Raw genomic sequence first — 20,655 nt, 5'->3', positions numbered from 1 at the left:
CATGAACCGGCCGCTGCTGTGGCTGCTGATGTGTGTGATACCTGCGCTGGCGACGGCGCAGGATGAGCCGTTGCGCGTGGCCTATAAGGGTGAGTTGTTATCGCTGAATCAGACGCAACTGATCGCTCGTGAACCGTTGCCGCAGACGCTCGATACCCCGTTGGGCAGTCTGTGGAAATTGTTCGTATACGCGTGGCTGGTCGATACCGGTGCGCGTGAGCCGGCCTATGAATGTCGCGGACAGTCGAAGGAAGAGGTTTATTGCTGCTCGGCGGGCGGCAGGATCGAGCGTGATCAGGCACTGGTGAAATCCTGCGGGTTGTATTTTGAACCTGCACGGTTGGGGATTGCGGCGGCGGAGTGGCGGACGTATTGGCTGGCGCGACAGGCACCTTCGTGGTTGCTGGATTTGCCGTCGGTGCAGCCGGCTCAACGGGTTTCCGTGGTTGAGTTGCTGAAGGTCCTCGTCTCGTTGCCGGCGCAGGATCAGGCGCGCCGAGTGCTGCTCGATGTGGTGCTGAATGCGGCGGACGGCAATGTCGTCGGTGAACTGGGCGGGCGCTTGCGGGTGAAAACCTGGAGCTGGCTCGGCGATCAGGATCCGCAGTCGCGCCAGGGTGGTTTCGCCGGTTGGACCGCGGACGGATCTCCGCTCTGGGCGGGTGGGCGTGGCACCAGCCAGATGGTTTTGCGCCATTACGGGCAGGCACTGGCGACTGTGTTGCCAGCGGCATGGCCGGCGGAAGCGGGGCGTTGTGTTGAAGTCGGGTTGTTCTCGCGTTATCCGGTTACGCGGGTTCTGACTGGCGAGCGGGTGGTGACGTCCGGCCCGTTACAAGGCGATTACCGCGTCGAATTCGCCAATGGCAACGCACTGGATATCCACAGCGATGGCGAACTGTTTCTGCTCAACGACAAACTCATCGCAAGGCTTGATCGCGAAGAATACGTCGCCCGCGTCCTTGAGCGTGAAGCCAAACCCGAACCCACCGAAGCGGCCAAAGCGCTGGCCGTGGCAATCCGCACTTATCTGCTGCAAAACGCCACGCGCAACGGCGATTGCCTGAGCATCGACGACAGCAGCAATCGCCAACGCGTCGCCCCGCGTCCAGCCTCGGCCGAATCCCGCAACATCGCCGCATGGACGGCAGACCTCGTGCTGGCCGGCAGCACCGTCACCTATCACTCCGATCAACCCGGCCCGGACAAACTCGCCTGGCAACAAGCCGTCGAGCAAGCTAATGCCGGTCAGCGTTACGACGCGATTCTGCTGCACGCCTACCCGCGCGCCAGCCTCAGTCGCTGGGACAATCCGGTCGCCTCCTGCGAGGCACTGCCCGCCGCGCAAGACTGGCTGCAGAAACAACGACGCGGCTGGCGCCCGAAACTGGAAAGCGAAACCGGCTACAACGAAGTCAGCACTTTCGCCGTGTGCAAACTGGCGTTCGGCAGGCCCTTCGTCGACCGCGAACGCCAACGTATCTACGTGCGCGGCGTACTGACCCTGCAGGATCGCCTCGACTTGACTCACGAATATCTGCACCTGGCCTTTGAAGCACATCCCAACGGCCAGGATGAAACCTACATCGAAGGGCTCGCCCGTCACCTTTTGCTGGAATAGACCATGACACTCCGTTATCCACAGGTCTTGCTGCTGCTCTGCACCTTGACTGCGCTCTCGCCAGCCATCGCTGCCGACGGCGTCAAACTCGACACCCCGATCGGCGGCTGGCGCAGCGGCGCACCCGAAGGCGAGGGCGAAAGCTTCCGCCAGACCGTCAATTACCCGGCCTCATCGGTCAACACCCCGGTCGGTCAGGCCAACACTGCCCGCATCAGCGGCGAGATCAAAGCTGCGCGGAAGGACAACGAACCCGGCCGCCTGATCGTCAATGGCGTGAGCATGCCGCTGAAAATCGACGACAGCGGCCGCTTCGACCGCCCGTTCTCCTTCCCCAACGGTAGCAACAGCGTCGAAGTACGCAGCCCCGATGGTCAGCAACGTCATCGCACGCAGTTCCTCAACACCAGCGGCGGCGCCACCCCGGCGAAACTACGCGTGTTGCTAGCGTGGGACAGCGACGGCACCGACCTCGACCTGCACCTGATCACCCCTGACGGCGCGCACATCTGGTACGGCAACCGCGTCGCCGCCAACGGCGCCGGTCTGGACGTCGACGTGACCACCGGTTACGGCCCGGAAATCTTCGCCATGCCGGCGCCGATCAAGGGGCAGTATCTGGTGTATGTGAATTATTACGGCGGTGGGTATCGCGGGGATGATGAGGGTGGAGATGAGGCGGTACAGGCACTGAGCACGGCGCAGGTGACGGTGATTACTGAAGAAGGGACGCCTAGCGAGAAGATGGAGACGTTTTTGATCCCGATGCGGGCGGTGGGGGAACTGACGTTGGTTAAGGCGTTTAGTTATCCGTGAGGGAATTGGGCTGCGGGTTGCTGCCCAATTTCAGGTCGCAGACATTGGACCGACTCAGGGCAGGAGCGAAAGACGGTCCTGCGCAACCTCGTAAGCAGCTTCTCTCTCTCTTGCTTCCCGATTGCGATTACAAACACCACAATCTCTTGATCAAGGACCTGATAGATCAGGCGATAGCCAGCGCTTTTCAGCTTCACTTTGTAGCAATCCGGGAGCTCGCGAAGTCGATTGGCTTCTATTCGAGGATTCTCCAATACCTCTGTGAGCTTCTTCTTGAACTGGTGGCGAACCGTATCGCCGAGTTTGTTCCACTCCTTTAAAGCACGACGATCAAATTCAAGGTTATAGGTCATCCAGACTTACCTTGACTCGTTGAGGTGCCGCGAGGCGTTCGGTGACTACGGCTATGAGTACTTCATCTTCCTCGCTGAGCAATGCTGCTTTGAAGGGTAGCTTGCCTCGCTCGGCGACGTATTGGAGTGTCTGACGCAAAAGCTCTGAGGGGGTTACTCCCAGCTTTTCCAGTTCGGCGAAGGAGCGCTGCTTCAGATCATCGTCGATGCGAATGTTGATGGAGGCCATGATGAAATACCTGTAATGACGTTTGTCGTTACGGTACCAAGAGGCTCTTCTGTTCGACAAGCGCGAATTTATGTTTCAGACGGTAGGCCGGGTTTATTTCAGGCATTAAAAAGCCGGCTTGTGGCCGGCTTCTCGGGGACTGGCTTGGCCTATTTTTGGTAAGCCTTGCCAGCCTTCAAAACGTACATCCGGATCTGCGTCCGGCTGTGGGACTTGGTCAGACGTTGGTCTGCCGCGTCGTGCGCTGTCTGAGCCGCGGGGCGGGTCGATGCGCAAATGTGGGGCGCAGGATACTGAGTTTTGCTGTGGATTCCCAGCCTGAAGTGCGGTTTAGAGCGACTTCTACGCCAGAAATCCGAGATTTGTACCGATTGTCCGGGCCTCTTCGCGAGCAGGCTCGCTCCCACAGGGATCGATGTTTGCCGACAGACCTCACCGTTTTCTAGAGAAACGGCACCACCGGCCGCCGCTTGCTCACGGTCGACCACCAGAACACCCAGCCCAATATATGAATCCTTTGCTCCTCGATCTGTGCCGGGCGGAAGACTTCGTCCGGGTATTCGGCGTTGTTGTGGCTGCGCAGGCGCAGGCCGTTGCCGGGCATGCGGTGCAGGTATTTGATGCGCAGCATGCCGTCGTGTTCGATGGCGTAGATCTCACCGTCGACGACCTGGGTCAGGCTGCGGTCGATGGCGACGATGGAGCCGTCTTCGATGCGTTCGGCCATGCTGTTGCCGATCATGTGCGCGCAGATGGCGTCGGCATGGCGGATTTCCAGTTGATCCAGTGGGGCGCGCAGCAGGCGAATGGACAGGTCCGGGTCCTGGATGACGTGGGTTTTGTCTGAGCCGTTGGTCAGGGGTGTTTCTTTGAAGAAGGCCAGTTCGATGTCGTTGGGATGGATGAATCGGTAGGCGCCCTGTGGATCGTGGGCGTCAAAGCTGTCGCCGTTGCTGGCCGGCGGAGTCAGGCTTGGCAGCTCTTTTGTGCCTTGGCCGGTTTTCAGCCATTCGCTGTTGACGGACAGCAGGCGTGAGACTTCTTCCATGCGATACGCCGGGACGCCCCGGGTGTACCAGTTGTGGACATTTTGGGCTTCCGTGCCCCAGAACTTTGCGAAACCCGTCGTCGAGATGTTCGCAGCTTCCAGGAGTGCCTTGAATCTTGGACCGCTAGTGTTCTTTCTCATAAACACGGAGTCTACGGCCGTGCCAGAGCGGTTTGAATAAACCAGACGTTCAAAAACGGGCTGAATTTTGCGACGGAATGTAAGACGATCTTGTGGGAAATTACACAGGCTAAAACTTTTCTGTAGTCCGTTATAAACGCTCTGTTTAAGGCAGCTATTACCAGGCACAAAAAACCCCGGATCAACCGGGGTTTTCTTCAAGCCTCACGCGTAGCGCAGGTGCTTAGCCCTTGTAGGCGGCAACCGACTTGGTGATCGCGTCGCGGGCGGCGTCTGCACCGGCCCAGCCTTCGATCTTGACCCATTTGCCTTTCTCGAGATCTTTGTAGTTCGCGAAGAAGTGCTCGATCTGCTGGATCAGCAGTGGCGGCAGGTCGGTGTATTCCTTCACATCGACGTACAGCTGGGACAGCTTGTCGTGTGGCACTGCGATGACTTTGGCATCGCCGCCGCCGTCGTCGGTCATGTTCAGGATGCCGACTGGACGGGCGCGGATTACCGAGCCTGGCGCAACCGGGTAAGGGGTCACAACCAGCACGTCGAGGGGATCACCGTCGTCAGCCAAGGTGTTCGGGATGTAACCGTAGTTGGCCGGATAGAACATTGGGGTGGCCATGAAACGGTCAACGAACAGGCAATCGCTGTCTTTGTCGATTTCGTATTTGATCGGCGCGTGGTTGGCCGGGATCTCGATCGCGACGTAGATGTCGTTCGGCAGGTCTTTGCCAGCCGGAATCTTGCTGTAGCTCATTGGGCGTTGCCCCCGTAGTTGACCAAAAACACTTGGCCGGATTGACCAAAAAGTGGCGGCGATTATAGGCATATTCTGCCGTCGACGCCATGTACCGAAAGTCGTGCAGAGCTTAGTCGTGCGCCTGATAGACCGGGTCTGTGGCCTGAAGTTGCCGCAACCGGCTCAACGGGTCCTGCCGGTAGAAAAGCTGCAACTGCGCATAGACCTGTGGATAAGCCTCGTGCAGCAGATCCGGGGCGCTGAAGAAGTACTCGCTGGTGACCGCAAAGAACTCGGCGGGGTTTTCGGCGGCGTAGGGATCAATGGCGGTTTCGGCGTCCGGGTCATGGTCGAGCTGACGGTTGAGGTCGTCGTAAGCCTTTTGCATGACGTCGGCCCAGTCGCTGACACGCATGTCGGCATGCAGCGGCGGCAGACCATTGGCGTCGCCGTTGAGCATGTCGAGTTTGTGCGCCAGTTCGTGGATCACCAGGTTGTAGCCTTCCCAGCCACCACTGGCCATCACACCCGGCCAGGCAAGGATGATCGGCCCTTGCTGCCAGGCTTCGCCGCTGTGCTCGCCGTCCCACTCATGCTCGACACCGCTGGCGTCACGATGACGTTGCGGGCTGAGGAAATCGTCCGGGTAGAGGACGATTTCATGAAAACCCTGATACCAGTTCAGATCGCCGAGATTGAGCAGCGGCAGCTGCGCCTGGGCGGCGAGCAACAGGCGTTGTTCCTGATGCAGTTCGACGCCGGGCAGGGCGCTCAGGTGTTTGTCTTCGAGGAATAGCACGCAGGCTTCGCGCAGCCACTGGTCTTCGGCTGCGCTGATGCCGTCAAGGAAGCTCAGGTGATGGCGCACCCGTTGCCACATGTCGTCGGCAATCGGGTGCTTTGCCAGAGTGCGCCGGCGACGCCAGGCGCTCAGCGACCACATCGGCTTAGTGCGATTGGGCTTTGGTGCCGCCGAAACGGCTGCGAACCACGCCGAGAATCATCGGCACCAGCGACAGCAGAATGATCGCCACCACCAGCAACGACAGGTTTTTCTTGATGAACGGTACGTTGCCGAAGAAATAGCCCAGCGTGACCAGACCGCCGACCCAGAGGATGGTGCCCAGTACGCTGAAACCGAAGAAACGTGCGTACGGCATCTTCGCCACACCGGCGACGAACGGGGCAAAGGTACGGATGATCGGCAGGAAGCGCGCCAGGGTTACGGTCTTGCCACCGTGCTTGTCGTAGAAGTCGTGGGTTTTCTGCAGGTAATCGCGACGGAAGATTTTCGAGTTCGGGTTGCTGAACAGCTTCTCGCCGGCCGTTCGTCCGATCACATAATTGGTGCTGTCACCGAGTATGGCCGCGAGCATCAGCAGACCGCCCAGCAGCACCGGATCCATACCACCGCCAGCGGCAACGGCGCCGGCAATGAACAGCAACGAGTCACCCGGCAGGAAAGGCATCACCACTAGGCCGGTTTCACAGAAAATCACCAGAAACAGGATGGCGTAGATCCATGGCCCATAGTTGTTCACCAGCAAATCGAGATAGACGTCGAGATGCAGGATAAGGTCGAGCGGGTTGAAATCCATGGGGGCACCTGTATGGCGGCCCGACTCGGCAGGCCTGTGCGGATGACTTCGTGTAAGCCTACAGCGGGGTGTAGTTTTTCTTACAAGCCGGAAAGATCGGGATTATACGGTCTGAAGGATGAAAAGCGCGTTGGTTTTGTAGCGGGGGATGTCGGGGTGTGAACAATTGTCAGGCTGCATTCGGCGTGGCTGAGGGAGCAGGCTCCCTCATCACACGTTGCATGCGCGATCAGAGTTCTTCGCTGATCGGCAACACATAGTTTTTGAACTCGGTGTCTTCCTTGAACCCGATGGATTCGTAGGTTTTCTGCGCGACGTCATTGTTGCTGCTGGTGGAAACGCGCATGCGCACGGCCTGGGTTTCCTTGGCCATTTTCTTCGCAGTGCGGATCAGGTTGTCAGCGACCAGTTGCCGGCGCGCGTCTTCAGCGACATATATGTCGTTGAGGATCCACACGCGTTTGAGCGACAGCGAGGAGAAGCTTGGATAGAGCTGACAGAAACCCATCAGTTTCTTGTCGTCATCGTCGGCCAGTGCCAGGTAGATCACCGATTCCTTGCGGCGCAGACGCTTTTCAAGGAACGCACGGGAGGAATCCGGGTAAGGCAGGGAACCGTAGAACTCGCGATATTTGACGAACAATGGGGTCAACAAATCCAGATGTTCGAGGGTCGCTTGAATAATCCGCATGATAGGTCTCGTCTTCAAGTGGCTGTCTTCAACTGCTCTGACGGCGATGGGAAACCCGTGCGGCCGTGCATCGATCCTGCCTTAAACCGGCGCAGAAACGCAATGCGGAAACGGTTCAGGTTGTGGGCGGATCCAGTAGGAAATTACCTTTCATGTCTACACCGGCATCCGATTCCAGCGTCTGAACCTGTGCTTCGTCCTTCAGGTTGACCCCCGACAACTGCCGCCGACAGGCTTCGCGCATCAGATAGAGCAAGCGGTGCGCCGCCATGCCGTAGCTCAAACCTTCGAGCCGCACATTGGAGATGCAGTTGCGGTAGGCGTCGGTCAGGCCGATTTTTGGATTGTAGGTGAAATATAAACCGAGACTGTCCGGTGAGCTGAGGCCCGGGCGTTCGCCAATCAGCATCACCAGCATTTTTGCACCGAGCAATTGGCCGATTTCATCACCGACGGCAACGCGACCCTGTTCCATCAGGATAACGGGCGCCATCGACCAGCCGTCAGCGCTCATTTGCTCCTCCAGTCGGGTCAGAAACGGCAAGGTATGCCGATGAACCGCCAGTGCCGACAGGCCGTCGGCCACGACAATCGCCAGATCGACACCACCCGGATGCGCCGCAGCGTATTCACGCAAGGCCTGCGCCGATTCATCGCTGAGCTTGCGCCCCAGATCCGGGCGTTGCAGATAACTGTTTCGATCCGTAGCGGCGCTGTGCAGCAGCAGGCTTTCGCGTCCGCGTTCAGTCAATTGCGCACTGAGTCCGGCATGATCAAATGGCAGATGCACGGCATCACGTGCCTGGGCATGGGCAAACTGAAAATCCAGTTGCGCGTTGGTCGGCAGACTGGTGCCAGTGCGGCCAAGGGCGATCCGTGCCGGGGTCAGGCGGCGCAGTTCCAGCCAAGGGTTTTGCGGGTCCACGGGCGGTTTTTCCATACGACTCATCCCAGTTGCGCGAGCGCCTGGCGGAAGGCCGGCGGCAAGTTGTTACCGAAGCGAACCTTGCCGTCCGCTTGAGTGAAGATGCCCATGTTCGCCAGCCACTGTTCGAACTCGGGCGCCGGTTTCAGGCCCAGAGTCTGCCGGGCGTAGAGCGCGTCATGGAACGAAGTGGTCTGGTAGTTGAGCATGATGTCGTCGGAGCCGGGGATGCCCATGATGAAGTTGATCCCGGCGACACCGAGCAAAGTCAGCAAGGTGTCCATGTCGTCCTGATCGGCTTCAGCGTGGTTGGTGTAGCAGATATCGCAACCCATCGGCACGCCGAGCAGCTTGCCGCAGAAGTGATCTTCGAGGCCGGCGCGGATGATCTGTTTGCCGTTGTACAAGTACTCCGGGCCGATAAATCCTACGACCGTGTTTACCAGGAACGGCTTGAAATGTCGCGCCACCGCGTAGGCTCGGGTCTCGCAGGTCTGTTGGTCGACGCCGTGGTGAGCGTTGGCCGACAGCGCGCTGCCCTGACCCGTCTCGAAATACATCAGGTTCTGCCCGAGAGTGCCGCGATTCAGGCTCAGGCCGGCGTCGTAGCCTTCCTGCAACACGTTCAGGTTGATGCCGAAACTGGCGTTGGCCGCTTCGGTGCCGGCGATTGACTGGAATACCAGATCCAGCGGCACGCCGCGATTGATCGCTTCGATCGAGGTGGTGACGTGGGTCAGCACGCAGGCCTGGGTCGGGATGTCGTAGCGCTGGATGATCGCGTCGAGCATTTCCAGCATGGCGCAGATCGAGGCGATGCTGTCGGTGGCCGGGTTGATGCCGATCATCGCGTCGCCGTTGCCGTAGAGCAGACCGTCGAGAATGCTCGCGGCGATGCCGGACGGTTCGTCGGTCGGATGATTGGGTTGCAGGCGCGTCGACAAACGTCCGCGCAGGCCGAGGGTGCCGCGAAACTTCGTCACCACGCGAATCTTTTGCGCCACCAGCACCAGATCCTGCACGCGCATGATCTTCGACACGGCGGCGACCATTTCCGGGGTCAGGCCGGGGGCGAGGTTGCGCAGACTGGTTTCGTCGGCGGCGTCGCTGAGCAGCCAGTCGCGGAAACCACCGACGGTAAGGTGGCTGACCACCGCGAAGGCCTGCTTGTCGTGGGTGTCGATGATCAGGCGGGTGACCTCATCGGACTCGTATGGAATCAGCGCCTCTTGCAGGAAGTGCGTGAGCGGGATGTCGGCCAGGGCCATTTGCGCGGCCACGCGCTCGCCGTCGTTGAGCGCGGCGACGCCGGCAAGAAAGTCCCCGGAACGCGCCGGGCTGGCCTTGGCCATGACGTCCTTGAGGCTGTCGAAGCGGTAGGTCTGGGCGCCGACCGTGTGAGCGAAACTGGCCATACACAATTCTCCGTGACGGCGCAGACCGAGCCTGCGCCGGGATTGTCGGCACTCAGTGCAAGGCTTGCTCAGCCTTCTGGATCGCCGCGAATTCTTCTTCCGGCGTGCCTGCTACCAAGTGATGTCGACTGTAGAACGCAAAGTAAGCAATTAACACTCCATAGATGACGGCGGCACCGATTACCACCCGTGGATCGACCAGGAAACCCGCGACCACGGCGATGCACGCCAGCACCAAGGCCACGCCGGAGGTGAAGATGCCGCCCGGTGTGCGGTACGGCCGATCCATTTTGGGGCGGCGAATCCGCAAGGTGATGTGCGCGGCCATCATCAGCACATAGGAAATGGTTGCGCCGAACACCGCCACCAGAATCAGCAGATCGCCCTGGCCGGTCAGCGACAGGCCGAAACCGATGATGCCGGGAATCACCAGCGCCAGGACCGGTGCCTTGCTTTTATTGGTTTCGGACAGTTTGCGTGGCAGGTAGCCGGCCCGGGACAGCGCGAAAATTTGCCGCGAGTACGCGTAGATGATCGAGAAGAAACTCGCGATCAGTCCGGCCAGCCCCACGAGGTTGACGAAACTGCCCATCCAGGTCGAGCCGCCATAGGCTTTGCTCAACGCTTCGACCAACGGGTTACCGGAGGTCAGCAGCGAGTTGGCGCCCGCACCGCCGGGGCCAACGATCAGAATCAACAGGGCAAACATGAGCAGCACCAACATGGCGCCGATCAAGCCGCGCGGCAGATCACGTTTGGGGTTCTTGGTTTCCTCGGCAGCCAGCGGCACGCCTTCAACGGCAAGGAAGAACCAGATCGCATAGGGAATCGCCGCCCAGACGCCGACATAGCCGAATGGCAGAAACGGACTGGCACCCGCGGCGGCAGTCACAGGAATGTCGAGCAGGTTGGCGACGTCGAAGTGCGGCACCATGGCCACCAGAAACACCCCCAGTGCCAACGCGGCGACGGCGGTGATGACAAACATCAGCTTGAGCGCTTCGCCGACCCCGAATATGTGGATGGCAATGAAAATGATGTAGAAGGCCAGATAGATCATCCAGCCGCCGATGCCGAACAGCGATTCGCAGTAGGCTCCGATGAACACCGCGATAGCCGCAGGGGCAATGGCGTATTCGATGAGAATTGCGGTGCCGGTGAGAAACCCGCCCCACGGCCCGAATGCACTGCGGGCAAAACCGTAGCCACCGCCGGCGGTGGGGATCATCGAAGACAACTCGGCCAGAGAAAAGCACATGCACAGGTACATGGTGGCCATCAGCAGCGTCGCCAGGAACATGCCGCCCCAGCCACCCTGAGCGAGGCCGAAGTTCCAGCCGGCATAGTCACCGGAAATCACGTAGGCAACGCCCAGACCCACTAGCAGTACCCAGCCGGCGGCACCTTTTTTCAGTTCGCGTTGTTGAAAGTAATCCGATCCGACTTTTTCATAGTCGACAGAGGTGCCGGTCGCCGGAGCGCCAGCCGGGGATTCGCTAGGCATAGGTTTCACCGTTCTTATTGTTTTATTGGCCCGGCTTTTTTTGCCGGTGGGTAGCATGATCGTCCCCACGCTCTGCGTGGGGATGCCTCAACGGACGCTCTGCGTTCGGCTTTGGTGGGACGCGGAGCGTCCCGGGCGGCATTCCCACGCAGAGCGTGGGAACGATCAGTGCTGCAGGTTTAGAAGAAGCCCAACGGATTGATGTCGTAGCTCACCAGCAGGTTTTTGGTCTGCTGATAGTGATCGAGCATCATCTTGTGGGTTTCACGGCCGACGCCGGACTTCTTGTACCCGCCGAACGCGGCATGCGCCGGGTACAGGTGGTAGCAGTTGGTCCATACGCGACCGGCCTTGATCGCGCGGCCCATACGGTAGGCGCGGTTGATGTCGCGGGTCCACAGCCCGGCGCCGAGGCCGAACTCGGTGTCATTGGCGATGGCCAGGGCTTCGGCTTCGTCCTTGAAGGTGGTGATGCTCACCACCGGGCCGAAGATTTCTTCCTGGAACACGCGCATTTTGTTGGTGCCCTTGAGCAGGGTCGGTTGGATGTAATAGCCGGTCGCGAGACTGCCCTCGAGTTTTTCCACCTTGCCGCCGGTCAGCAACTCGGCACCTTCGCCCTTGGCGATTTCCAGGTACGAGAGGATCTTGTCGAATTGCTGCTCGGACGCCTGCGCGCCGACCATGGTGTCGGTGTCCAGCGGATCGCCACGTTTGATCTGGCTGACTTTCTTCATCACCGCTTGCATGAATTCGTCGTAGATCGACTCTTGCACGAGTGCGCGCGACGGGCAGGTGCACACTTCGCCTTGGTTGAAGAACGCCAGCACCAGACCTTCAGCGGCTTTTTCGATGAAGCTCGGTTCGGCCTGCATGATGTCTTCGAAGAAGATGTTCGGCGATTTGCCGCCCAGTTCCACGGTGGACGGAATGATGTTCTCGGCAGCGCACTTCATGATGTGCGAACCGACCGGGGTCGAGCCGGTGAACGCGATCTTGGCGATGCGTTTGCTGGTGGCCAGGGCTTCGCCGGCCTCTTTGCCGAACCCTTGCACCACGTTGAGCACGCCCGGCGGTAACAGATCGCCGATCAACTCCATTAGTACACAGATGCCCAGCGGGGTTTGCTCGGCCGGTTTCAGGACGACGCAGTTACCAGCGGCCAGCGCCGGGGCGAGTTTCCACGCGGCCATCAGCAGCGGGAAGTTCCACGGGATGATCTGGCCGACCACGCCCAGCGGTTCATGAATGTGATAAGCCACAGTGTTGCCGTCAATTTCGGCAGCGCTGCCTTCCTGGGCCCGCAGGCAACCGGCGAAGTAGCGGAAATGATCGGCGGCCAGCGGGATGTCGGCGTTGAGGGTTTCGCGGATGGCTTTGCCGTTGTCCCAGGTTTCGGTGATCGCCAGCAGTTCGAGGTTCTGTTCGATGCGGTCGGCGATTTTCAGCAGGATCAGCGAGCGCGCCTGCACGGAGGTCGCGCCCCACGCGTCGGCAGCGGCGTGGGCGGCGTCCAGTGCCTTGTCGATGTCTTCGGCAGTGGAGCGCGGGAATTCGGCAATCGGTTGGCCATTCACTGGCGAAGTGTTGGTGAAGTACTGACCTTTGACAGGCGCGACGAACTCGCCGCCGATGTAGTTACCGTACTTGCTCTTGAACGAGACCTTGGCGCCTTCAGTACCGGGGTGAGCGTAACGCATGATGATGTTCTCCTTGGCTTTGTACTTATTAGAGAAACGCGCAAGTGCGCTTGCTATAAGCGTAGAGCAAAGGTCGGGCCACCGCCGTGCAGGGCCGGTAAATCAAGGGCTTGGCCGGTTTTTGTCGGACGGGTGGATGGCGCCTGTGACGGTTTCGGTACAGATGGGGTGACAGTTTGTATCGCTTTTGGCACAGCCAGTGACTGGGCAGTCTTGCCAGCATTGCAATACACATTTACCTGGAGGATCCTCAGCCAACAGCAACCCTGTAGGAGCTGCCGGAGGCTGCGATCTTTTGATCTTGATCTTCAAAAGGCAAGATCAAAAGATCGCAGCCTCCGGCAGCTCCTACACGAGGTTTGCGTCGACCTTTCGGGGAGAACAATAAGAAATGCACGACAATCATTTGAGTCGCCATGCCCAACAGGTTCTCACCGTTACCCAGGGCAAACCGCACCTGCACGGGCCCGGTGCCGATCCGTCGATTGCCCGTTCATGGCTGCGCTGTCTTGAGGACTATCACCTCGACCCGGCGCTGAGCATGGCGCCGACCGTGCTTGAACACGGGCGCGTACTGGAAAGCCGCGAACGCCTGCAACAAGTGCTGCAGATCGCCGGCAATGAAATGAGCAGCCTGCATCAACAACTCTCCGGCGCTGGCCATGCGGTGCTGCTGACCGACGCGCGCGGGGTGATCCTCAACTGCGTCACCGCGCCGGCCGAACGTAAAATTTTCGAGCGTGCCGGCCTCTGGCTGGGCGCCGACTGGAGTGAAGCCTGCGAAGGCACCAACGGCATCGGCACCTGCCTGGTCGAGCGTCAGGCCCTGACCATCCATCAGGACGAACACTTTCGCGGCCGTCACACCGGCCTGACCTGTTCGGCGAGCCCGGTGTTCGACCCGCATGGAGAACTGCTCGCGGTGCTCGACGTGTCTTCGGCGCGCCACGATGTCTCGCGGCAAAGCCAGTTCCACACCATGGCGCTGGTCAATCTGTCGGCGAAGATGATCGAGAGTTGCTACTTCCTGCGCTGTTTCGATAACCAATGGTTGTTGCGTTTTCATTTGCAGGCCGAATCGGTCGGGCTGTTCAGCGAAGGCTTGTTGGCGTTTGACGGCGAAGGGCGGATCAGTGCAGTCAACCAGAGCGCGTTGAACTTGCTCGGGCATATTCGCGGCGGCTTGCTGGGTAAACCGGTCGAGGCGTTTTTCGATTGTTCACTGAATGAGTTGCTTGGCCGCGCGAGTGCCCATGCCAGCGCCAGTTGGCCTCTGCGCACTCGTGACGGCCGACATCTGTTTGCCGTACTGCGCGGCGAATCGCGCAAGCCCTTGCCGATCGTGCCGTCCACGGTTGTGGCCGAGGCCCCGCGTCTGTCGGGTATCTGTCTCGGTGATGAAGCGTTGCAGGCTGACTTCCGAAAAGCCTTGCGCGTCTTCGAGCGCGACGTACCTCTTTTGATCAACGGCGAAACCGGCTCCGGCAAAGAAGCCTTCGCCAAGGCCGTGCATCAGGCCAGTCAACGCTCGAGCAAAGCTTTCGTTGCCCTTAATTGTGCGGCCATCCCCGAGAGCCTGATCGAGAGCGAACTGTTCGGCTATCGCGGCGGCAGCTTCACCGGTGCGCGCAAGGACGGTATGCGTGGCAAGTTGCAGCAGGCCGATGGCGGCACGTTATTCCTCGATGAAATCGGCGATATGCCACTGGCCTTGCAGACTCGGTTGTTGCGGGTGCTGGAGGATCGGCAGGTGGTGCCGATTGGCGGCGAGCCGGAAGCGGTCAACGTGCGTATCATCAGCGCTACCCACCGCAATCTGCTGGATCGGGTTGCGGACGGCAGCTTCCGCGAGGATTTGTATTATCGACTCAACGGCCTGGAAGTGGCGTTGCCGGCTTTGCGCGAGCGCAGTGATAAATCGCAGTTGCTGGATTTTCTGCTGGCCGAGGAGGCGGGCGGTGAAACGATAGTCATCGAGGAACCGGCGCGTCAGGCTTTGCTTGCATTTAATTGGCCGGGCAATGTGCGGCAGTTGCGCAATGTGCTGCGCACGTTGGCGGCGTTGTGTGATGAAGGGCGGGTCGGGGTTGAGGATTTGCCGGTGATGATTCGGCAGGGGAGTCCGGCAGTATTAGCGGTTAAGGAGTCCGATCATCCGCTGGAAGACGCCGAACGGTTGGCTCTGCTCAATACGCTGGAGCAAACCCGCTGGCACATGACCCAAACGGCGCAGCAACTGGGTGTCAGCCGCAACACTCTTTACAGGAAGCTGCGTAAGCATGGGATTGAGCGGCGAGTCAGTTAGAAGGCCCTCACCCTAGCCCTCTCCCGGAGGGAGAGGGGACTGACCGAGTCGGTCTACTGATCTACGCCGACCTGAAATATTGAGCCGGACTCAGGATTTGAAAGCAACCGAGGTCGGCTCCCTGTCCCAGAGGGAGAGGGGACTGACTGAGTCGTTCTGGCGATTTAAGCCGACCTGAAATATCGAGCCGGACTCAGGATTTGAAAGCAACCGAGGTCGGCTCCCTGTCCCAGAGGGAGAGGGGACTGACTGAGTCGTTCTGGCGATTTAAGCCGACCTGAAATATCGAGCCGGACTCAGGATTTGAAAGCAACCGAGGTCGGCTCCCTGTCCCAGAGGGAGAGGGGACTGACTGAGTCGTTCTGGCGATTTAAGCCGACCTGAAATATCGAGCCGGACTCAGGATTTGAAAGCAACCGAGGTCGGCTCCCTGTCCCAGAGGGAGAGGGGACTGACTGAGTCGTTCTGGCGATTTACACCGACCTGAAATATTGAGCCGAACTCAGGATTTGCAGGCAACCAAGATCGGCTCCCTCTCCTTAGGGGAAAGGGGACTGATCGAGGTGTTCTGGCGATTTACACCGACCTGAAATATTGAGCCGAACTCAGGATTTGAAAGCGACCGAGATCGGCTCCCTCTCCCTCGGGAGAGGGCTGGGGTGAGGGGCGACAATTAGCAGCCGAACCGAGATGCTGAGGTCAACCAGTCCTGCCCCTCACCTAAAGAGTGCGATTTCCCCCTCCCTACGCTAACCTGCGGCCATGTTTTACGAGGTCGACTATGCACATTCATATTCTGGGTATCTGCGGGACTTTCATGGGCTCAATGGCAGTCTTGGCCAAAGAGCTGGGCCACCACGTGACCGGTTCCGACGCCAACGTCTATCCACCGATGAGCACACAGCTGGAAGCCCAGGGCATTCAACTGACGCAGGGCTACGACCCGGCGCAACTTGATCCGGCACCGGATCTGGTGGTGATCGGCAACGCCATGTCCCGCGGCAACCCGGCGGTGGAATATGTGCTGAATAAAGGCCTGCCTTACGTGTCCGGCCCGCAATGGCTGGCTGACCATGTGCTGCAAGGTCGCTGGGTATTGGCGGTTGCCGGTACGCATGGCAAGACCACCACCAGCAGCATGCTCGCCTGGGTCCTGGAACACGCCGGCATGAGCCCGGGCTTCCTGATCGGTGGCGTGCCGCAGAACTTCTCGGTGTCGGCGCGTTTAGGCGGTACGCCGTTTTTCGTGATCGAGGCCGACGAGTACGACAGCGCCTTCTTCGACAAGCGCTCGAAATTCGTTCACTACCGTCCGCGCACAGCGATCCTCAATAACCTTGAGTTCGATCACGCTGACATCTTCCCGGATCTGCCGGCGATCGAGCGGCAATTCCACCACTTGGTGCGGACCATCCCAAGCGAAGGTCTGGTCATCCATCCGACCACCGAGCCAGCCTTGCAACGTGTGATCGAAATGGGCTGCTGGACCCCGGTGCAGACCACCGGTGCCGGCGGCCAATGGCAGGTCAAACTGCTGAGCGAAGACGGCTCGGCGTTCGAAGTGATGTTCGAAGGCGTGTCGCAAGGCACCGTCGAATGGGAGCTGACCGGTCAGCACAACGTCGCCAACGCCTTGGCTGCTTTGGCGGCTGCGCGTCATGTGGGCGTGGTGCCGTCGATGGGCATCGCTGGCCTGAGTGCGTTCAAGAACGTCAAACGCCGCATGGAGAAAGTTGCTGAAGTACGCGGCATTACCATCTATGACGACTTCGCCCACCACCCGACTGCCATTGCCACCACCCTCGATGGCTTGCGCAAGCGCATCGGCGACGCGCCTCTTATCGCGATCATCGAACCGCGCTCCAACTCGATGAAACTCGGCGCGCACCGTGACGGTTTGCCGGACAGCGTGGTCGATGCCGATCAGGTGATCTGGTACGCCCCGGCTAACCTCGGCTGGGACCTGGCCGGCACTGCCGCGTTGTGCACGGTGCCATCGATTGTCAGCGATTCGCTGGAAGGCATCATCGAGCGCGTGAAGAGCCAGGCGCAGCCGGGCACGCATGTGGTGATCATGAGTAACGGCGGCTTCGGCGGCCTGCACGGCAAACTCGCCGAGGCGCTGCAATGAACACTCGTTTTGAGAGCAATGGCCCCGAACGCATCACGCTGGCGATGACCGGCGCGTCTGGCGCGCAATACGGCTTGCGCCTGCTCGATTGCCTGGTGCGGGAAGATCGTGAGGTGCATTTCCTGATCTCCAAGGCTGCGCAACTGGTGATGGCCACCGAGACCGATGTGACGTTGCCGCCCAAGCCGCAGATGATGCAGGCCTTCCTGACCGAATACACCGGGGCTGCCGCCGGGCAGATCCGCGTGTACGGCAAGGAAGACTGGATGTCGCCGGTAGCTTCGGGCTCCGGCGCACCGGCAGCGATGGTTGTGGTGCCATGTTCCACCGGGACGTTGTCGGCAATTGCCACCGGCGCCTGCAACAACCTGATCGAACGCGCCGCCGACGTCACTTTGAAAGAGCGTCGCCAATTGATTCTGGTGCCGCGCGAAGCGCCCTATTCGAGTATTCATCTGGAGCACATGCTCAAGCTGTCGAACATGGGTGTGACAATTCTGCCGGCCTCACCGGGTTTCTATCATCAGCCGCAGACCATTGATGACCTGATCGATTTCGTTGTGGCGCGGATTCTCAATCTGCTCGGCATTCCCCAGGACATGCTGCCACGTTGGGGTGAGCATCATCTGAGCAGCGATGAATAAGCTGCTCGCGATCGGCCTGGTGTTGTTGCTGACCGGGTGTGCGACGGCGCGCACGCTGGATGCAGCGAAACCGGGGGCGCCGGTGGTGTACTCCGGGACGCGGCTGGACTTGTATGCATTGAATGGCGGGTGTTGCGCGATGGATCGGTTCGGGGCTGAGGCGCCGAGTTATCCGGGGGTGGATCTGCCGGCGAGTGCGCTGCTTGATACGCTGTTGTTGCCGTTGTCACTGCTCACGGTGATAGGCGTGAGTTTTCAGGCAACGGGCGGATTGTAGTTAGACAGATCGTTCCCACGCAGAGCGTGGGAACGATCATGCGGCGGAAGATTATTTGCCCAGCTTGCGCAGCTCATCCGACTCGATCACCCGCACCCCATCCTGCTCTTCCAGCGCCAACCGCCACATCGCTCGCGCCAATTGGCACGCTTCGATGCCCCGGTATTTACCCGGAATCAGCTTTGACAACGGCGCGGCCAGTTGCTCGGCCAGACGTGGTTCGGTCCGTTCACCCAGCAACAGTGAAGGCCGGCAAATGGTCAATTGCGGCCAGTCCTGCGCACGCAAGGCCTGCTCCATTTCGCCTTTGACCCGATTGTAGAAAACCGACGACTTCGGATCGGCGCCTATCGCACTGATCACAATCAGATGCCGCGCGCCCATCTCCCGCGCGCGTTTGGCGAACGCCACCACCATGTCTAGATCCACCGCGCGAAACGCCGCTTCCGAGCCTGCTTGTTTGATGGTGGTGCCGAGGCAGCAATAGGCGATATCCACACGGCCACTGAGCTGCGGCAGAAATGCCTGTGGATCACCCACGGGGTTTTCCAGGTGCGGATGTTCAGCCAAGGGGCGACGGGAAGGGGCGAGCACGCGTGAAATCGTCGGCTCGTTGAGCAAACGGTCGAGTAGGTGTTCACCGGTCAAACCGGTGGCTCCGGCAAGCAATACGTGCTGAGGCGTCAAGTACATAGTGTCTCTCCCTTGATACTGTTCAGCTTAGTTGCTCTTTGTCGCTCCGTCGTTCAATGCAGCACTCTGCAATGCTTTTCTGGCTTGCTGTTTGCGCAGCAGTTGCCAGTGCGACAGCACGGTTTTCGGCGCCCAGATCTGCGGCTCCGACGCTTCGAAATTATCCGCCAGTTCACGCTCGGCGACGGTGGCCTTGGCCAGTTTGAAGGCTTGCTCCAGATCATCGGTCTGGTTCAGCGCCTGGGCGAACAGTGCATCGCCGAAGTAGGTGAAGTTGGCTTCTTCCGAGCAGCCGAAGGACACCCGATCCGCGCGCGAGGCGGTCATGATCAGCGTGCGTTCGTCTTTCAGCGCCGGGATAAAGCCGCCGGAGTAGCACGACGAAATCACGATGATCTTGTCGCGATTTTTCAGCGGCGCCAGTACAGCGGCGAGTTCATCTGCGGGCAGGTCGGCCAGTTCCATGCGCGGCTGGTCGAGCACCAGCTCATGTTCGGCGGTGCCGTGACTGGTCAGGTAGATGAACAGCAGGTCTTCCGGGCCGCTGCGTTCGGCCAGCGTTTGCGCGGCACGACGCAGGTTCTCGCGGGTGGCCATCGGCCGGTCGCCGAGGTGGTCACGGTGGTTGACCAGGCGGACCTGGCCATAAGCGCCAAAGCGCGTGTTGAGCATGTTAGCGACGTAGTCGGATTCGCGCAGGAACACGCTTTGTTTGCCGTCACCGCCGAGGGTCAACGTGTACAACTCGACCGCCGGGGTCGACGCGGGAATGGCGGCCAACGCGTCATCAAGCAGGCGGCCCTGAGCGAGCAAGCCGAGTTCGAGCGTATCGGGCAATAACTTGCCGTCGGCGTCGCGCACGCGCTGCCCATTGACCCAGGTGCCGCTCATCACGCTGCCATCGGTGAGCACCAGGGTGCCGCGTCCGGAGTAGCTGTCGTTGTCGAAGCCGCCGATGTAAAAGCTGCCATCGGACAGGTTCAAACGGCCCTGACCGCTGAAGCGCCAGTCGCTGAACGTGCCGATGTAATGGCTACCGTCGGCGCCGATCAGTTCGCCCTTGCCGGTCAGCGCGCCTTCCTTGAACTGGCCGAGCCAGACATCGCCGTCGGCGTTTTCGTAGCGACCTTTGCCGTGCAGTTGATTGTTCTTGAAGCCGCCGACGTAGATATCGCCGTCCGCGCTGTTGAAGGTGCCTTTGCCTTCCAGCTGACCGTTGACGAAATGCCCGCTGAACGAGTTACCGCTGGCATCGCCGCGTTGGCCTTCGCCGTTGGGCTTGCCGTGGGCGAACTGGCCTTGATAGGAGCTGCCGTCGTCCATTTCCAGACGGCCGAGCCCGGAGTATTGGTCAGCCTTGAACTCGCCACGGTAGGTCATGGCGTTTTCTTTCAGGGTGCCTTCGCCTTCGCGGCGTCCCTGTTTGAAGCCGCCGGTGTAACTACTGGCGTTGGTGGTCAGGCTGCCTTGGCCGTCGAACAGGCCTTGCTGAAACTGTCCGCGATAGACCTCGCCGTTGCTGCCATGCCATTCGCCCTGACCATGCCACTGACCCTTATCGAACTGCCCGGCATACCAGCTGCCGTTGGGGTAGTCGACGCGGCCCTGACCTTGCAGCAAGCCATCGACCAGTTCACCACGATAGCGTCCACCGTCGGGCAGGCGCGCATCCGGGGGCAGCAGCGATTCGCCGTCGCCGCACGCGGTGAGCATCAGGGTCAAGGCAAGGGGTGCAAGACGAGCGAGTGAGCGCATAGCGGGATCCGGGCAATTAGGCGACCGAGTATGCCGCAGCTATGTGACCTAATGCAGCCGGTAAAAACAGTGTTGA

Annotated in this window: 18 protein-coding genes and 1 pseudogene; 6 read left to right on the top strand and 13 right to left on the bottom strand. The window is 60.1% G+C overall.

Features of this window, described 5'->3' with window-relative positions; translation table 11 throughout:
- The first annotated feature begins 1 nt into the window (after nt 1).
- Both LOY43_RS25135 and LOY43_RS25130 read left to right on the top strand, forming a co-directional pair.
- Nucleotides 2-1,621, top strand: a complete 1,620-nt coding sequence (locus LOY43_RS25135) for a DUF2300 domain-containing protein (protein WP_258708869.1) — start codon at nt 2-4, stop codon at nt 1,619-1,621.
- Nucleotides 1,622-1,624: 3 nt separating this feature from the next.
- Nucleotides 1,625-2,437, top strand: a complete 813-nt coding sequence (locus LOY43_RS25130) for a YfaP family protein (RefSeq protein WP_258708868.1) — start codon at nt 1,625-1,627, stop codon at nt 2,435-2,437.
- 54 nt (nt 2,438-2,491) lie between these two features.
- On the opposite strand, the pseudogene LOY43_RS25125 reads toward LOY43_RS25130, so the two are convergent.
- The 11 genes and pseudogenes from LOY43_RS25125 to LOY43_RS25075 all read right to left on the bottom strand — a co-directional run bounded on the left by LOY43_RS25125 (nt 2,492) and on the right by LOY43_RS25075 (nt 12,774).
- Nucleotides 2,492-2,790 (bottom strand): annotated as a pseudogene (locus tag LOY43_RS25125) (type II toxin-antitoxin system RelE family toxin).
- Nucleotides 2,780-3,019 (bottom strand): type II toxin-antitoxin system RelB/DinJ family antitoxin, encoded by a 240-nt coding sequence (locus LOY43_RS25120; RefSeq protein ID WP_016984130.1) that lies wholly within the window; start codon nt 3,017-3,019, stop codon nt 2,780-2,782. The pseudogene LOY43_RS25125 and the gene LOY43_RS25120 overlap by 11 nt, the downstream one beginning before the upstream one ends.
- A 442-nt stretch (nt 3,020-3,461) precedes the next feature.
- On the bottom strand, nt 3,462-4,208 hold the full coding sequence (locus LOY43_RS25115) for a helix-turn-helix transcriptional regulator (RefSeq protein WP_095048800.1): 747 nt from the start codon (nt 4,206-4,208) through the stop codon (nt 3,462-3,464).
- Nucleotides 4,209-4,431: 223 nt separating this feature from the next.
- On the bottom strand, nt 4,432-4,959 hold the full coding sequence (gene ppa / locus LOY43_RS25110; RefSeq protein ID WP_008052339.1) for an inorganic diphosphatase: 528 nt from the start codon (nt 4,957-4,959) through the stop codon (nt 4,432-4,434).
- A 112-nt stretch (nt 4,960-5,071) separates the two neighbouring features.
- Entirely contained in the window at nt 5,072-5,884 is an 813-nt protein-coding gene (locus LOY43_RS25105; RefSeq protein WP_095125502.1) for a zinc-dependent peptidase, read from the bottom strand.
- Between the two features lie 4 nt (nt 5,885-5,888).
- Entirely contained in the window at nt 5,889-6,539 is a 651-nt protein-coding gene (locus LOY43_RS25100; protein ID WP_034153744.1) for a DedA family protein, read from the bottom strand.
- A 229-nt stretch (nt 6,540-6,768) separates the two neighbouring features.
- Nucleotides 6,769-7,230 carry an N-acetyltransferase gene (locus LOY43_RS25095; RefSeq protein ID WP_095048797.1) on the bottom strand — a complete coding sequence of 154 codons (462 nt, stop codon included), beginning with the start codon at nt 7,228-7,230 and terminating at the stop codon, nt 6,769-6,771.
- Nucleotides 7,231-7,345: 115 nt separating this feature from the next.
- Nucleotides 7,346-8,179 (bottom strand): ethanolamine ammonia-lyase subunit EutC, encoded by an 834-nt coding sequence (gene eutC, locus LOY43_RS25090; protein ID WP_371857748.1) that lies wholly within the window; start codon nt 8,177-8,179, stop codon nt 7,346-7,348.
- Nucleotides 8,176-9,570: an ethanolamine ammonia-lyase subunit EutB gene (locus tag LOY43_RS25085; RefSeq protein ID WP_038361972.1), complete on the bottom strand. Its 1,395-nt coding sequence runs from the start codon at nt 9,568-9,570 to the stop codon at nt 8,176-8,178. The genes eutC and LOY43_RS25085 overlap by 4 nt, the downstream gene beginning before the upstream one ends.
- Before the next feature lie 52 nt (nt 9,571-9,622).
- Entirely contained in the window at nt 9,623-11,074 is a 1,452-nt protein-coding gene (gene eat / locus LOY43_RS25080) for an ethanolamine permease (RefSeq protein ID WP_095125501.1), read from the bottom strand.
- Between the two features lie 179 nt (nt 11,075-11,253).
- Nucleotides 11,254-12,774 carry an aldehyde dehydrogenase family protein gene (locus LOY43_RS25075; RefSeq protein WP_095048794.1) on the bottom strand — a complete coding sequence of 507 codons (1,521 nt, stop codon included), beginning with the start codon at nt 12,772-12,774 and terminating at the stop codon, nt 11,254-11,256.
- Between the two features lie 391 nt (nt 12,775-13,165).
- On the opposite strand from LOY43_RS25075, the gene LOY43_RS25070 reads away from it, so the two are divergent.
- The 4 genes from LOY43_RS25070 to LOY43_RS25055 all read left to right on the top strand — a co-directional run bounded on the left by LOY43_RS25070 (nt 13,166) and on the right by LOY43_RS25055 (nt 18,131).
- Complete coding sequence (locus tag LOY43_RS25070; protein WP_095125500.1) at nt 13,166-15,079, top strand: sigma-54-dependent Fis family transcriptional regulator; 1,914 nt, start codon at nt 13,166-13,168, stop codon at nt 15,077-15,079.
- Nucleotides 15,080-15,860: 781 nt separating this feature from the next.
- Nucleotides 15,861-17,210, top strand: coding sequence for a UDP-N-acetylmuramate:L-alanyl-gamma-D-glutamyl-meso-diaminopimelate ligase (mpl, locus tag LOY43_RS25065; RefSeq protein WP_007909560.1), 1,350 nt, complete (start codon nt 15,861-15,863; stop codon nt 17,208-17,210).
- Nucleotides 17,207-17,854, top strand: a complete 648-nt coding sequence (ubiX, locus tag LOY43_RS25060) for a flavin prenyltransferase UbiX (RefSeq protein WP_007909567.1) — start codon at nt 17,207-17,209, stop codon at nt 17,852-17,854. The genes mpl and ubiX overlap by 4 nt, the downstream gene beginning before the upstream one ends.
- Nucleotides 17,847-18,131, top strand: coding sequence for a YceK/YidQ family lipoprotein (locus LOY43_RS25055; protein ID WP_095048791.1), 285 nt, complete (start codon nt 17,847-17,849; stop codon nt 18,129-18,131). Before ubiX ends, LOY43_RS25055 begins: the two co-directional genes overlap by 8 nt.
- A 51-nt stretch (nt 18,132-18,182) precedes the next feature.
- Here LOY43_RS25055 and LOY43_RS25050 read toward each other — a convergent pair whose 3' ends face one another.
- Nucleotides 18,183-18,824: an oxidoreductase gene (locus LOY43_RS25050; RefSeq protein ID WP_095048790.1), complete on the bottom strand. Its 642-nt coding sequence runs from the start codon at nt 18,822-18,824 to the stop codon at nt 18,183-18,185.
- A gap of 27 nt (nt 18,825-18,851) precedes the next feature.
- A complete protein-coding gene (locus LOY43_RS25045) occupies nt 18,852-20,579 on the bottom strand; it encodes a C13 family peptidase (protein ID WP_099757277.1) in 1,728 nt (575 codons plus the stop codon).
- Nucleotides 20,580-20,655: the final 76 nt, after the last annotated feature.

It is taken from the genome of Pseudomonas sp. B21-041 (assembly GCF_024748675.1).
In the GTDB taxonomy this organism is placed as follows: Bacteria; Pseudomonadota; Gammaproteobacteria; order Pseudomonadales; family Pseudomonadaceae; genus Aquipseudomonas; species Aquipseudomonas neuropathica.
This window is presented reverse-complemented; position numbering and strand designations above follow the sequence as displayed.

What these genes read in the sequence shown, in the direction of transcription:
- LOY43_RS25135 (WP_258708869.1), top strand. Translation starts at nt 2, where the DNA reads ATGAACCGGCCGCTGCTGTGGCTGCTGATGTGTGTGATACCTGCGCTG.
- LOY43_RS25130 (WP_258708868.1), top strand. Translation starts at nt 1,625, where the DNA reads ATGACACTCCGTTATCCACAGGTCTTGCTGCTGCTCTGCACCTTGACT.
- LOY43_RS25120 (WP_016984130.1), bottom strand. Translation starts at nt 3,019, where the DNA reads ATGGCCTCCATCAACATTCGCATCGACGATGATCTGAAGCAGCGCTCC.
- LOY43_RS25115 (WP_095048800.1), bottom strand. Translation starts at nt 4,208, where the DNA reads ATGAGAAAGAACACTAGCGGTCCAAGATTCAAGGCACTCCTGGAAGCT.
- ppa (WP_008052339.1), bottom strand. Translation starts at nt 4,959, where the DNA reads ATGAGCTACAGCAAGATTCCGGCTGGCAAAGACCTGCCGAACGACATC.
- LOY43_RS25105 (WP_095125502.1), bottom strand. Translation starts at nt 5,884, where the DNA reads ATGTGGTCGCTGAGCGCCTGGCGTCGCCGGCGCACTCTGGCAAAGCAC.
- LOY43_RS25100 (WP_034153744.1), bottom strand. Translation starts at nt 6,539, where the DNA reads ATGGATTTCAACCCGCTCGACCTTATCCTGCATCTCGACGTCTATCTC.
- LOY43_RS25095 (WP_095048797.1), bottom strand. Translation starts at nt 7,230, where the DNA reads ATGCGGATTATTCAAGCGACCCTCGAACATCTGGATTTGTTGACCCCA.
- eutC (WP_371857748.1), bottom strand. Translation starts at nt 8,179, where the DNA reads ATGAGTCGTATGGAAAAACCGCCCGTGGACCCGCAAAACCCTTGGCTG.
- LOY43_RS25085 (WP_038361972.1), bottom strand. Translation starts at nt 9,570, where the DNA reads ATGGCCAGTTTCGCTCACACGGTCGGCGCCCAGACCTACCGCTTCGAC.
- eat (WP_095125501.1), bottom strand. Translation starts at nt 11,074, where the DNA reads ATGCCTAGCGAATCCCCGGCTGGCGCTCCGGCGACCGGCACCTCTGTC.
- LOY43_RS25075 (WP_095048794.1), bottom strand. Translation starts at nt 12,774, where the DNA reads ATGCGTTACGCTCACCCCGGTACTGAAGGCGCCAAGGTCTCGTTCAAG.
- LOY43_RS25070 (WP_095125500.1), top strand. Translation starts at nt 13,166, where the DNA reads ATGCACGACAATCATTTGAGTCGCCATGCCCAACAGGTTCTCACCGTT.
- mpl (WP_007909560.1), top strand. Translation starts at nt 15,861, where the DNA reads ATGCACATTCATATTCTGGGTATCTGCGGGACTTTCATGGGCTCAATG.
- ubiX (WP_007909567.1), top strand. Translation starts at nt 17,207, where the DNA reads ATGAACACTCGTTTTGAGAGCAATGGCCCCGAACGCATCACGCTGGCG.
- LOY43_RS25055 (WP_095048791.1), top strand. Translation starts at nt 17,847, where the DNA reads ATGAATAAGCTGCTCGCGATCGGCCTGGTGTTGTTGCTGACCGGGTGT.
- LOY43_RS25050 (WP_095048790.1), bottom strand. Translation starts at nt 18,824, where the DNA reads ATGTACTTGACGCCTCAGCACGTATTGCTTGCCGGAGCCACCGGTTTG.
- LOY43_RS25045 (WP_099757277.1), bottom strand. Translation starts at nt 20,579, where the DNA reads ATGCGCTCACTCGCTCGTCTTGCACCCCTTGCCTTGACCCTGATGCTC.